Origin of the sequence: Shewanella carassii (assembly GCF_002777975.1) — a bacterium.
In the GTDB taxonomy this organism is placed as follows: Bacteria; Pseudomonadota; Gammaproteobacteria; order Enterobacterales; family Shewanellaceae; genus Shewanella; species Shewanella carassii.
Genome location: NZ_NGVS01000033.1, coordinates 265,956 through 279,050 on the forward strand (window position 1 = coordinate 265,956; position 13,095 = coordinate 279,050).

8 protein-coding genes are annotated in these 13,095 nt (G+C 52.1%); 6 read left to right on the forward strand and 2 right to left on the reverse strand.

Going from position 1 to position 13,095, the window contains the following annotated elements:
• Nucleotides 1-172 precede the first annotated feature (172 nt).
• From CBE72_RS17400 to CBE72_RS17410, 3 genes are all read left to right on the forward strand, one after another.
• Entirely contained in the window at nucleotides 173-1,270 is a 1,098-nt protein-coding gene (locus tag CBE72_RS17400) for an alkene reductase (protein ID WP_100145355.1), read from the forward strand.
• Nucleotides 1,271-1,278: 8 nt separating this feature from the next.
• The gene (locus CBE72_RS17405) at nucleotides 1,279-2,367 is read left to right on the forward strand and encodes an alkene reductase (RefSeq protein ID WP_100145357.1); all 1,089 of its coding nucleotides are present in this window, start codon (nucleotides 1,279-1,281) and stop codon (nucleotides 2,365-2,367) included.
• Between the two features lie 105 nt (nucleotides 2,368-2,472).
• A complete protein-coding gene (locus CBE72_RS17410; protein WP_045282449.1) occupies nucleotides 2,473-2,895 on the forward strand; it encodes a VOC family protein in 423 nt (140 codons plus the stop codon).
• Nucleotides 2,896-2,994: 99 nt separating this feature from the next.
• On the opposite strand, the gene CBE72_RS17415 is transcribed toward CBE72_RS17410, so the two are convergent.
• Nucleotides 2,995-3,882: a LysR family transcriptional regulator gene (locus tag CBE72_RS17415; RefSeq protein ID WP_025009774.1), complete on the reverse strand. Its 888-nt coding sequence runs from the start codon at nucleotides 3,880-3,882 to the stop codon at nucleotides 2,995-2,997.
• A 253-nt stretch (nucleotides 3,883-4,135) separates the two neighbouring features.
• On the opposite strand from CBE72_RS17415, the gene CBE72_RS17420 reads away from it, so the two are divergent.
• Entirely contained in the window at nucleotides 4,136-5,392 is a 1,257-nt protein-coding gene (locus CBE72_RS17420) for an adenylosuccinate synthetase (RefSeq protein WP_025886539.1), read from the forward strand.
• Between the two features lie 353 nt (nucleotides 5,393-5,745).
• Nucleotides 5,746-6,258, forward strand: coding sequence for a tRNA adenosine(34) deaminase TadA (tadA, locus tag CBE72_RS17425; protein ID WP_100145803.1), 513 nt, complete (start codon nucleotides 5,746-5,748; stop codon nucleotides 6,256-6,258).
• 244 nt (nucleotides 6,259-6,502) lie between these two features.
• Here the strand turns inward: tadA and mltF are convergent, their stop codons facing one another.
• Nucleotides 6,503-7,951 (reverse strand): membrane-bound lytic murein transglycosylase MltF, encoded by a 1,449-nt coding sequence (gene mltF, locus CBE72_RS17430; RefSeq protein WP_100145359.1) that lies wholly within the window; start codon nucleotides 7,949-7,951, stop codon nucleotides 6,503-6,505.
• Nucleotides 7,952-8,241: 290 nt separating this feature from the next.
• Here mltF and purL point away from each other — a divergent pair, with 290 nt between their 5' ends.
• Complete coding sequence (purL, locus tag CBE72_RS17435; RefSeq protein ID WP_100145361.1) at nucleotides 8,242-12,123, forward strand: phosphoribosylformylglycinamidine synthase; 3,882 nt, start codon at nucleotides 8,242-8,244, stop codon at nucleotides 12,121-12,123.
• Nucleotides 12,124-13,095 lie beyond the last annotated feature (972 nt).

Sequence of the window (13,095 nt, forward strand, 5' to 3'; positions counted from 1 at the left end):
ATTTGTACCTTCCATGGTTCAAGGGAGTCGAATGCTTTTCCTTATCTGGCATTGGGCTTTCATTTTATTTGGCAATTTTTGCGTATATGACAAAAATGATTTGTCTTTATTGCTCTCAATGCCTCTCTTGGGGTTTGTTACTATGCCGGCCATCACATGAGAGGGCTTTTCTATGACGCAATCACTTTTTCAATCGATCAAACTGGGTGAGCTATTGCTCAACAACCGAGTTGTCATGCCACCTATGACGCGCTCAAGAGCCAGTCAACCAGGCGATGTGGCCAACGAGATGATGGCAACCTATTATGCGCAGCGTGCCGGTGCGGGCTTGATTGTCTCTGAGGGTACACAGATTTCCGCCATGGCCAAAGGTTATGCGTGGACGCCGGGGATCTATACTCCCGAGCAGATTGTCGGTTGGCGCAGAGTTACTGAGGCTGTGCATGCCAAAGGCGGTGCGATTTTTGCGCAGTTGTGGCATGTGGGGAGAGTGACTCATCCGGACAATATTGGTGGTTTGCAGCCTATCTCGTCATCAGACATTAAGGCTGAGAACGTGAAAGTGTTCGTCGATAATGGCAGCGACAAACCCGGTTTTGTCGAGGTGGTTCAGCCCAGGGCAATGACAAAGGCCGATATAGAGCAAGTTATCGCTGATTATCGTCAAGCAGCGCTCAATGCTATTGAAGCCGGTTTTGATGGTATTGAATTACATGCCGCCAATGGCTACTTGATTAACCAGTTTATTGATTCCGAAGCAAACAATCGTGGTGATGAGTACGGTGGCAGCCTTGAAAACCGTCTTCGTTTTCTTGATGAAGTGGTTACGGCATTGGTTGACGCCATTGGGGCAGATCGCGTTGGGGTGCGTCTGGCACCGCTGACTACACTCAACGGCACCGTGGATGCAAACCCTATTGAAACCTATACCGCTGCTGCAGCGCTACTCAATCGACATCGCATTGTTTATTTGCATATTGCCGAAGTGGACTGGGACGATGCGCCCGATACACCGCTTTCGTTCAAGCAAGCGCTCCGTGAAGCCTATCAAGGAGTGTTGATTTATGCCGGTCGCTATAACTTGGAGAAGGCAGAGCAAGCCATTAACGCTGGCCTTGCCGATATGATAGGTTTTGGTCGGCCTTTTGTTGCCAATCCAGATCTGCCGGAGCGTTTGCGACAGGGCTATCCCTTGGCTGAACATGATCCCAACACCCTATTTGGGGGCGGTGAAGCAGGGCTCATTGATTATCCAAGTTATCAGGCATAGGGGGTAGCATGTTAACAGCATTCCATGGTCAAGTATTAAAGACCAACAATCGCATCGTCATGGCTCCCATGACACGTTCACGTACTTCTCAACCGGGAGACATTCCCAATGAGATGATGGCGGAGTATTATCGGCAACGCGCCAGTGCCGGGCTCATTATTACAGAGGGAGCACCGGTTTCAGCCATCGCGAGAGGCTATTCGATGACCCCCGGGATTTATACCCCTGAGCAGATCCAAGGCTGGAAAAAAGTCACTCAAGCTGTCCATCAGCAAGGGGGAAAAATCTTTGTTCAGCTTTGGCATGTGGGGCGTCGCAGCCATGTTAATATCGCCGGCTCGCAACCTTTGGCACCATCGGCAATTAGCATTCCAGATCAGGTATTTGGCCCGTTGGCTGAAGGCGGCTTCGGTATGGTGGCAACACAACAGCCAAAAGCGATGACGGAAGCTGAGATTAAAGCCACTACCGCAGATTTTGTGCAAGCAGCCCAAAATGCAATGGAGGCGGGGTTTGACGGCGTTGAAGTGCACGCCGCGCATGGTTATCTGTTCGACACTTTCTTAAGGCTGGAAAGTAATCAACGACAAGATCAATATGGCGGTAATCAAGAGAATCGGATGCGTTTCTTGCTGGAAACGCTACAGGCGCTCTGTGAGGCGATTGGCGCAGGCAAGGTCTCTGTACGTTTGTCCCCTTATGTTAACGAAGGCTTTGCCAATGAGGACCCGGAAATCGTGCCTTTGACGTTGGCCTTGCTGGAAAAGTTGCAGCCGATGAATCTTGCATATGTACACTTTTCGGAGAATATCTCCCGTTACTCGGTAGTACCCGAGGCATTTCGTCGCCAGGTTCGCAGTGTATATGGCAATCCTATTATGGTGGCGGGCAAGCTGACCAAGCAAACAGCGCAAAGCTTACTCGACAAACAGTATGCCGACTTTGTTGCTTTTGGTACGCCTTTTGTGACCAATCCGGACTTGGTTGCCCGTTTTACCCATGACTGGCCATTGGCTGAGTTCGATGCAGATGCAAGGCTAACTTTATATGGTGGTGGTGAACAAGGTTATATCGATTACCCAACTTATGAGGTATAAGCCGACAGGGTTCATTGGTTTCCCTGCTGCAGGAATACTGAGGGGATAAAATCTGGGGTTACATCATGTCCAAGTCAGTTCAGCATATAAGGTAAGAATAAGAAGATGAAACAGAACATTGTCCATATTGCACTAGTAGTAAAAGACTACGATGAAGCAATTGATTTTTATACCAATAAGCTTCAATTTGAGCTTATTGAAGACACTTACCAACCAGAGCAAGATAAGCGCTGGGTTGTGGTTGCGCCGCCCAATTCCCACGGAGTGGCTTTGTTGTTGGCAAGGGCTTCAAAACCTGAGCAATTAGACTTCATTGGTAATCAGGCGGGTGGTCGTGTATTCCTTTTCTTGAATACCGATGACTTCTGGCGAGACTACGAGCGTATGAAATCAGTAGGTATCGAGTTTGTACGTGACCCCCAAGAGCAGGATTACGGTACGGTAGCGGTATTTAAAGATTTGTATGGCAACCTTTGGGATTTACTTCAGTTGAATCCTGAGCATCCAATGGCGAAAAGGCAAGCATAACAAATGGCTATGGCGTCAATGGTTATTTTCCCACCTGACGCTGGCTTGTTAAGTTTCCCTGTAGCCGGAAGTCGTTGAATGCCTGTTAACTCCACACAGTTAACCCACACTCGGCGATTGCAATATCTCTTCATCCACCCAATGGAGCAGTTTCTTGATGGCTTTGGATAGCACCTGGTTCTGACGCACTATGTAACCCAGGCTGGCGGAGGGGAAGCTGGGCAGCGGGGTAATGCTGGACTGCAAATTGAGTTTCGGGTGCAGGGCGAAGTCCGGCACTATGGCGATGCCGAAGCCGGCTTCGGCCCAGTCTATTTGGGCATCCACGCTGCCCACTTCCATGATGCGGTATTCCGGCAGTTTGAGCTCAGGTAGTGCCGGGTCAATCAGATCCCGGGTGCGGGTGTCGTGTCCCAGCAGTATCAAGGTTGGTGCTTCCTGCGGGCTGGGGACTTTTCCTCTCTGCCAGGCCTTGAGATCATTGCCCAAGGCGTACCATTTCACTTGTTTCAGCTCGGTAAAATGCAGCGGCTGACTCTCTTTTTGCGCCATCACAAAGCCGAGATCGGCCTTGGCACTTTTTACCAGGTCTGCCGCCTGCGAGGAGGTGGTGTTCAGCAGTGTCAGGTCGATGCCGGGGAATTCGGTTTTGAACGACTGAAACGGGCCTATCAGCAGCCATCTGGAAATAATATCGCTGGCGGCTATGGTCATGGTGCCCTGGCACAGATCATTGATGGCGTTGAGATCGGCTTGGCAACTTTGCAACTCCATCAGGGTGTTGTGCGCACTCCTTAGCAAACGCTCACCGGCTTGGGTCAGCCGAAATGGATTACGCTCAATCAGCTTTACTCGGGTAGTTTGCTCCAACTGCTTGATATGCAAGCTAACATTGGGTTGAGTCATATGCAGCTCATTGGCTGCCTTGCCGAAGTGTTCGAGGCGGGCCAGGGTGACAAAGGTTTTAAGCCAGTGGAGTTCGAGCATAGCAACCTCTTTAAGAGTTTTTTTTAAGCGGTACTTTTGCAGCGTTAGGGCTGGTGCCTTATGGTTGGCGGCTTGGCCTTGGTCTTAGTCATGGCCTTAATCATGGCCTTGGTCACGACAATTGCCCGCTATCTTCGATTCCGAAGCAAAATATCCCGATATGGATTTCTTATCAAGCCAATAATGATTATTAATTTTTCTTATTTATGCCGTGGTCATAGGATAGACAGGTTTTTGTTTAGGAGAACTGGAAATGTCGTCTATCGTTGTAGTTGGTGCAAACTGGGGTGATGAAGGTAAAGGCCGTATCGTGGACTATCTGGCAGATAGCGCAGCGGCGAGTATACGTTTTCAGGGCGGCAATAATGCCGGCCACACAGTGGTGAATGACTTTGGTACATTCAAACTGCATCAACTGCCTAGCGGCGTATTCAATCCTGGTTGTTTGGCGGTATTGGGCCCTGGCATGGTGATAAGCCCGGCGCCACTTTCCGAAGAGATTGCCGAGGTAAAAGCCGCCGGTGTCAATGTCAATCTGTGCATTTCCGACCGGGCGACTCTGTGCCTGCCAATCCACGCCATTGAAGATACTCTGGAAGAAGAGCGTCTCGGTGACGGCGCTTACGGTTCTACCCGCCAGGGCATTGCCCCGGCTTACGGTGACCGGGTAATGAAAAAAGGCATTCTGGTGGGTTGGTTAAAGCAGCCTGAAGTACTGCGTGAACGTATCCAGTTTATGCTGGACTGGAAACTGCCGCAGCTCAAGGCGCTGTATCCCTCCTTTGAATTTTCGCAAACCGCAGAAGAGATGACAGCTTGGTTGCTGGAAGTGTCTGCCCCTTGGCGTGATGCCATCTGCAACGTGAGCGAGCCACTGAAAGCGCTGCAGGCAAAAGATGAAAACCTGTTGTTTGAAGCCCAGTTGGGCGCGGGTCGTGACCTGGTTTACGGTGAATACCCTTGGACCACTTCTTCCAACGTGACCGCCGCTTATGCCGGTCTCGGCAGTGGTTTACCAGCACTGCGCCCCGAGCGGGTGATTGCCGTAGCCAAGTCCTTCAGCTCATCAGTGGGAACCGGCACCTTGATTACCGCCATGGAAGAGCAGGACAGCTTCCGCGAAGCCGCCAATGAGTACGGCGCGGTAACCGGGCGCCCTCGTGATATGGGCTATTTCGATGCCGTGGCCACCCGTAATGGTGTCGAGCTGCAAGCGGCAACCGAAGTGGCACTGACCAAGCTGGATTGTTTAAGTGGGATGCAGGATCTGAAAATCTGCATCGATTATCAGGGCGATCACAGCGAAAACCCGATTTGGCCACAAACCTCAGCCTTGGCGCCGGTTTATGAGCAGATGGAAGGCTGGAGCGAAGACATCACGGCTTGCCGTACCTTTGAGAGCCTGCCTCTGGCGGCGCAAAAGTATGTGCAGCGGGTTGAAGAGCTGATGGGCGTACCGGTAAAAATGATCTCTGTCGGCCCAGAGCGGGCGCAGATGATCCTCCGCTAACGGTTTTTCTCAGTGCATTGGGGCGGGTGTGTGAGCGCCCCAAAACAATGCGCTGGAAGTCTCTGACAGCAACAGGCTGTATATTGAAGGCCTCATTCACTCGGTTGGTGAATGAGGCCTTGTCGTTTGCAGCTCTTGCTTATTCACGTGAATGCTTTGGATTGCGTTTATTTCCCGGTATGAGCACACAAGTCTGCAAGAGTGTGAAAGTGTGCCGCTTTGTTTCAATCTACAGACTGAGAGCCAAAATCTGGGCGGCAAAGGGATAAGTTGTTAGCGCCGCTACTGAGCGGCAGTTTGGCGGTATCACGCATGCTGTTATACTGGCGCCGCATTGAGAACGGATGGGTAAAATGACAGAGAATCGCGACTTACATTGGATGCAGTTGGCCATGGAGATGGCGCAAAAGGCTGAGGCCCTAGGGGAAGTGCCGGTAGGGGCGGTGCTGGTCAAAGATGACCAGCTCATTGCCTGCGGCTGGAACCAACCTATTGCCGCCAACGACCCCTGTGCCCATGCAGAAATCCTCTGCCTCAGGCAGGCGGGCAGTCAACTGGAAAACTACCGTCTGCTGGATACTACCCTCTATGTGACCCTAGAGCCTTGCGCCATGTGTGCCGGGGCCATGGTGCATGCCAGAGTTGGTCGTCTGGTCTATGGCGCAGCCGATCCCAAGACAGGTGCGGCCGGTTCTGTACTGGATCTGGTGCGTCATCCGCTATTCAACCACAAGCTGGCCGTCAGTGCCGGGGTGATGGAGCAGGAATGCAGCGAACAGCTGAGTGCCTTTTTCAGACGACGCAGACAAGAACAGAAGGCATTGAAGCAGGCTAAGAAGCTTAATCCGCCTGTTGCAGAAAATTGAAGAAGAGTTTGTGACGGTTGAGAATGCGTTTGTGACGGGTTTTAACCAGGCTACGGCGGCGGGCCATTGTATTATTAATAATCTTTCTTCTCATAAGCTTACCTTAGTCTATTTAGATGTTTTTGTTAGTGTTTTGGTATCAATGACAAGCTAGCAGCTTCTCGAGCGTTACGCTAGCCCCAAATGAGGGCAGATCCGGCCAAGCTGGATAGTTTGTTGCGAAAATGAGTCGTGTGCAGGGTTTTCAGTCGGGCTGGGCGCCACTGAGCTCGGTTGCTTCCTCGCTCTGTCGTTGCGCCTCAGCCTGGGTTTCTTGCTGGGCTTGTTCTTTAGCCAGCATTTCCTGCTTGGCTTGATTGTCTATCCACACTAGGGTGTCGTAGTAACGGCGGATACTGTCAACATAGTGTACCGCCTCGTTACCTCTGGCATAGCCATAGCGGGTATGTTGGTAGTATTTGCGCTTTTGCAACAAGGGCAGTACCTGTTTGAGATCTTTCCAGGCACTGGGGTTGAGGCCTTTGGCCTGTGCCAACTTACGGGCATCCTCCACATGGCCATAGCCTATGTTGTAAGAAGCGAGGGCAAACCACATCCGCTCCTCCTCCGGAATAGATTCAGGCAAGCGCACCAAAATGTCGCTCAGATAGCGGGCACCGCCACGGATGCTCTGCTCGGGATCGAGGCGATTCTCCACCCCCAACTGTTTGGCGGTTGCCAGGGTCAGCATCATCATGCCGCGCACGCCGGTCGGTGAGCGGGCCCTGGGGTTCCAGTGCGACTCCTGATAACTGGTGGCGGCCAGCTTACGCCAGTCGAGTTCACCGGCATAGGTTTCAAACAGATGGCGGTACTTGGGTAGCTTGCTGTCCACCGCACGGATAAAGGCTCGGGTGTCGACATAGTCGAAACGTTTAACATGGCCGAAGTACTTTTCCACCAAGTGTTCCAGTGTGCCGTCTCTTTGTTCCTGATGCCAGAAACGCAGCAGTTGGCTCATCAGTTGATCGCTGCCTCTGGGGGGCAACAGCCAGACCACAGCCTGTTGTTGCTCCAGCACCTGGCCGGATCTCAGCTCAGGCATAAAACGGCGATTGATATTGATGCTGGTGGAGTCAGAGATGGTGTAGCTGAGTTCGCCGCTGGCTATCATGCTCAGCAGCTCTTCATTATCTTTATCTGCGACCTGTTGCCACTCAAGGTTGGGATTATCTGCCTTGAGTCGGTTGAGGGTTTCCACAAACGACGAGTCGGCTATCACAGTAACAGGCGCATCCAAGGCGTTGAGATCTTTGGGGGCAGGGGTGCCGGCGCGGTAGACCATCACCTGATTGACCCGATAAAGCGGCGGTCCGAGGCGAAACTGTTGTCGGCGGCTGCGGGTATCCGATAGTCCGGCGGCAATCAAATCTATCTCGTTTTGTTTCAGTGCCTGGTAGAGCTCATTGATATTGCCATAGGGCTTCATCTCCAGCGGCTTGCCGAGAAAGTCGGCAAAGCGCGCCGCCATCTCATAGTCAAACCCTGTGTTTCCTTGAGTAGAGGAAACATAGATTTGTGGGCCATAGAGGGTACCCACTCTGAGCTCTTTGGCTTCCTTCACCGCCGGGGTTACCTGAGTTTCATCCACGACAGCTTGCCGGCAGCCGGCCAGCAAGATGATCAGGGTGAGAGTCGCGGTAATTCGTTTCATTATCTATCGGTAAAAGCTCTTAGCCTATCGTTTACTGTCGGGATAGGGTTTATTCCTTTTGTCTGATTTATTTGTAAATAAATTCAATGGATTGTATATCGATTGTCGGCGCTGTTTCCCGTTGATTTAAGCGGAGGTTTTGCGCCGGAGGGTATATTACCCCATAGGATTACTTTATATCACAGGAAACACTGTTTTAAGCAAAGTCTGAGGTGATTTGTAGGGCGCATTTACCTATAATAGCGCCACCTCTGACCCTGTAATTATAAATAATAAGGTGATAAGACGTGATGGAGATCATCCGCGGAGCCCCCGCACTCTCGGCATTCAGAGTGCAAAAGTTGATGCAGGCCTGTGAAGCCGCTCAGCTTCCGGTAAAGCAAATCTATGCCGAATATGTTCATTTGGCTTATTTGAGCGAAGCGCTCAACCCCGATGACCAAGCGCAGTTGAGTAAGATTCTAACCTACGGTCCGGCCATCGAATCCCACGAACCTCAAGGCACTCTTCTTTTTGTAACTCCCCGTCCCGGTACAATTTCTCCCTGGTCTTCCAAAGCCACCGACATCGCCCACAACTGCGGCCTCAAGCAGGTAAAACGTCTGGAGCGCGGTCTGGCTTACTATGTGGAATCCGACGCTCTGAGCAGCGAACAGCTCAAGAGCCTTAAGGCGCTGCTGCACGACCGCATGATGGAAGTGGTACTGGACAGCTTTGAAGCGGCCGATATGCTGTTTGCCCGCACTGAGCCCAAGCCTTTTGTCAGCGTCAACATTCTCGGCGAAGGCCGCCGGGCGCTGGAAATCGCCAACCGCGAAATGGGCCTGGCCCTGGCCGATGATGAAATCGACTACCTGGTCACCAATTTCCTGCGCCTTGAGCGCAACCCCAACGACATTGAACTTATGATGTTCGCCCAGGCGAACTCAGAGCACTGTCGTCACAAGATCTTCAACGCCGACTGGACCATTGACGGCGAAGTGCAGCCCAAGTCGCTGTTCAAGATGATCAAGAATACCTATGAGAAGACCCCGGACTATGTGTTGTCGGCCTATAAAGACAACGCCGCGGTAATGACAGGTTTTGAAGCCGGGCGTTTCTTCCCCGACAGTGACGGCGTTTATCGCTATCACACAGAGCCGATGCATATTCTGATGAAGGTGGAGACCCACAACCACCCGACCGCCATCAGTCCTTATCCTGGTGCTGCCACAGGCTCGGGCGGTGAAATCCGTGACGAAGGCGCTACCGGCCGCGGCTCCAAGCCCAAGGCGGGTTTAACCGGCTTTAGTGTATCCAACCTCAAGATCCCAGGCTTTGTGCAGCCTTGGGAAGGCGACTACGGTAAGCCGGACCGGATTGTGACCGCTTTTGACATCATGATCGACGGCCCTCTGGGCGGCGCCGCTTTCAACAACGAATTCGGTCGTCCGGCCCTGTTGGGTTACTTCCGCACCTACGAGCAGCAGGTTTGCAGCCATAACGGTGTCGAGGTGCGCGGTTATCACAAGCCTATTATGCTGGCTGGTGGCCTTGGCAACATTCGCGAAGAGCACGTACAGAAAGGGGAGATCTCCTTAGGTGCCAAGCTGATTGTACTGGGTGGCCCGGCGATGAACATTGGCCTTGGCGGCGGCGCGGCTTCCTCCATGGCGTCCGGCCAGTCCAGTGAAGATCTGGACTTTGCCTCGGTGCAGCGGGAAAACCCGGAAATGGAGCGCCGCTGTCAGGAGGTTATCGACCGCTGCTGGCAGATGGGCGATGCCAACCCAATCCAGTTTATTCATGATGTGGGCGCCGGTGGTTTGTCCAACGCCTTCCCTGAGCTGGTAAGCGATGCCGGTCGCGGCGGTAAATTTGAGCTGCGTAACGTGCCTTCCGATGAGCCAGGCATGAGCCCGCTGGAGATCTGGTGTAACGAATCCCAGGAGCGTTATGTGCTGTCTGTGGCGGCCGAAAACCTCGATACCTTCGCCGCCATTTGTGAGCGCGAGCGTGCACCATTTGCCGTGGTGGGCGAGGCGGTTGCCGAGCAGCACCTGAGCCTGAGCGACGAGCACTTTGACAACAAGCCTATCGACTTGCCGCTGGAAGTCTTGTTGGGCAAACCACCCAAGATGAGCCGTGATGTAGTGAGTCAAAAGGCGCAGTCTGAGGCGCTGGATGAAGCGTCCATCGATCTGGCACAAGCCGTTAAGCGGGTGCTGACTCTGCCAACCGTTGCCGACAAGAGCTTCTTGATCACCATAGGCGATCGCACGGTAACCGGCTTGGTGAACCGCGATCAGATGGTCGGCCCCTGGCAGGTACCTGTGGCGGATTGCGCCGTTACCGCCGCCTCGTTCGACAGCTATGTGGGCGAAGCCATGTCCATGGGTGAGCGCACTCCGCTGGCCTTGCTGGATTTTGGCGCCTCGGCGCGGATGGCCGTGGCCGAATCCTTGCTGAACATGGCCGGTGCCGATATCGGCTCGCTGAAGCGCATTAAGCTGTCGGCCAACTGGATGTCTGCCGCCGGTCACCCAGGTGAAGATGCCGGCCTCTATGAGGCGGTCAAGGCGGTGGGTGAAGAGCTGTGTCCCGAGCTTGAACTGACCATTCCCGTGGGCAAAGACTCAATGTCGATGAAGACCGCCTGGGAAGACAAGGGCGAGCAGAAGGCGGTTACCGCCCCTATGTCGCTGATCATCTCTGCCTTCGGTGCGGTGCGCGACATTCGTAATACCGTGACTCCTGAGCTGCGTACCGACAAGGGCGAAACCCTACTGCTGCTGGCCGATCTGGCCAATGGCAAGACTCGTCTGGGCGGTTCCTGCCTAGCACAGGTGTTTGGTGAGCTGGGGGATATTGCGCCAGATCTGGATCAGGCAGCCGTATTGAAAGGTTTCTTCGAGGTGACTCAGCAGTTGGTGGCCGAGCGGAGTTTGCTGGCTTACCACGACAAGAGTGACGGCGGTCTGTTCACCACCTTGGTGGAAATGGCCTTCGCCGGTCACACTGGCCTGAAGGTGGATATTTCTGCGCTGGCCGGCAGCGCCCTGGCGCGCCTGTTCAACGAAGAGTTGGGCGCCGTGCTGCAGGTGAGCAAAGACCAAGCCGCCGAGATTATCAAGGCTTACACAGATGCCGGTGTGGATTGTCATCCCATAGCAGAGCTGAGCGACGATGGCTTCATCCGTATCCAGGATCAAGGTGCTGAAATCTATAGTGCTTCACGTACCGAGCTGCGTAAGCTCTGGTCTGAAACCACCTACAGAATGCAGGCGCTCAGGGACAACCCTGAGTGTGCCCGTGAAGAGTTTGACCTCAAGCTGGATGAAACCGATCCCGGCCTCACGGTTAACTTAAGCTTTGATCCGGCAGAAGATGTTGCCGCGCCTTATATCCTTAAGGGCGCTGCGCCCAAGATGGCGATTTTGCGGGAGCAAGGGGTCAACTCGCATATTGAGATGGCAGCCGCCTTCGAGCGTGCCGGTTTTGAAAGCCGTGATGTGCATATGTCGGATATCCTCAGTGGCCGTATCAGCTTGGAAGAGTTCCAGGGATTGGTGGCCTGTGGTGGCTTCTCTTATGGTGACGTACTGGGCGCCGGTGAAGGTTGGGCCAAGTCCATCCTGTTCAACAGCCGTGCCCGTGAGGACTTCAGCCGCTTCTTCGAGCGTGCCGACAGCTTTGCTCTGGGTGTTTGTAATGGTTGCCAGATGCTCTCCAACCTCAAGGAGATCATTCCGGGTACCGAGCATTGGCCGCACTTTGTTCGTAACCGCTCTGAACGCTTTGAAGCGCGTTTCAGCCTGGTGGAAGTGCAGCAAAGCCCATCGCTGTTCTTCAGCGGTATGGCCGGCTCCAGAATGCCGATTGCCGTTTCCCACGGGGAAGGGCGTGCCGAGTTTGCTTCAGCTGCCGCCATGGCAGCAGCCGAGCAGAGCGGCACAGTGGCGCTGCGTTATGTCAATGGTAAAGGTGAGGTGGCCAGCTTGTATCCACAGAACCCTAACGGCTCGCCCAACGGCTTGTCCGGGATCTGTAGCCTGGATGGCAAAGTCACCATCATGATGCCTCACCCTGAGCGGGTGTTCCGCACAGTCGCCAACTCCTGGCATCCGGAAAACTGGGGCGAAGATAGCCCTTGGATGAGAATGTTCCGTAACGCCAGAGTGAAGTTGGGATAAGGTTAAAAATCACCCCGTAAAGGGTAAAAAAAGGCGGGTATTTATAACCCGCCTTTTTTATTTCACTTTTGTTAACTTTTTAAAGTCGTTTAATTTTAATGAGTTAAAAACTTTCTTGTATATTCCCATCTGTTGAAGTAAAGGAATTTGGACCTTATGGACTTTAACCGGCTAAACCTGGTTACATCCCCTAATTCCTTTTTGCCCTTTATGTAAATAAAAAAGCCCCATAGGCATGCCTATGGGGCCGTTCTGCGCTAACAAAACTTCAAGACAAGAAGTTACTCAACAGTGTTTAGCAAACCAGTTGAGACTTGTAAAGTTCAACAAAAACAGGCTTATAGCAGTTAACCAGACGTTCGAAAAATTTTTTCATAGCAATATCTCCACACAAAGTTCAGTCAATGTGCGCGGAGGAAGGTCTGCAGATGTTGCTTTCGGCTGACCTGAGCGTCTCCTTAACACAGGTTATATATTATTCGCTGCCCGCCTTACTTTCAAACTAGAAATAATTCAATTTGAGATTAGAAAATCTAATCCATATTTGTGGTTATATCAATCCATATTTGTCTGTTTTAATATTTGTCTTTGAAAAACAATTTGTTATGGATTTAACGTTAAGATTTGATGATATCTGGATTAGTTGATTTAGGTTTTTAATATGTTTAAAAGTTGTTTTTGTGGCTTTTATGTGGATTTTTCATTGAACTGTTAGAAAATGCTTCTTTAAATGTATTGCTGAGTTTTTCCTAGCATGACTTCGCCTCTATGTCAATCGTCTCGAATGGTGTCTGTGCCACCCTCCGCAAAACCCAGCTAAAGCCCGGAGTTTGATTGATTTGCGTCAAATTCAAGTGGTATAAAATTAGGGCAATTTTTAGCTGAACTAATAATGCAAGTGACTGATATTTAATAATTTAGAAATATCACGACACTGACAAAAGCCGATGCGGATCTCGTTCATTCGCAAAA

What these genes read in the sequence shown, in the direction of transcription:
- purL (WP_100145361.1), top strand. Translation starts at nt 8,242, where the DNA reads ATGGAGATCATCCGCGGAGCCCCCGCACTCTCGGCATTCAGAGTGCAA.
- CBE72_RS17410 (WP_045282449.1), top strand. Translation starts at nt 2,473, where the DNA reads ATGAAACAGAACATTGTCCATATTGCACTAGTAGTAAAAGACTACGAT.
- CBE72_RS17405 (WP_100145357.1), top strand. Translation starts at nt 1,279, where the DNA reads ATGTTAACAGCATTCCATGGTCAAGTATTAAAGACCAACAATCGCATC.
- CBE72_RS17400 (WP_100145355.1), top strand. Translation starts at nt 173, where the DNA reads ATGACGCAATCACTTTTTCAATCGATCAAACTGGGTGAGCTATTGCTC.
- tadA (WP_100145803.1), top strand. Translation starts at nt 5,746, where the DNA reads ATGACAGAGAATCGCGACTTACATTGGATGCAGTTGGCCATGGAGATG.
- CBE72_RS17420 (WP_025886539.1), top strand. Translation starts at nt 4,136, where the DNA reads ATGTCGTCTATCGTTGTAGTTGGTGCAAACTGGGGTGATGAAGGTAAA.
- CBE72_RS17415 (WP_025009774.1), bottom strand. Translation starts at nt 3,882, where the DNA reads ATGCTCGAACTCCACTGGCTTAAAACCTTTGTCACCCTGGCCCGCCTC.
- mltF (WP_100145359.1), bottom strand. Translation starts at nt 7,951, where the DNA reads ATGAAACGAATTACCGCGACTCTCACCCTGATCATCTTGCTGGCCGGC.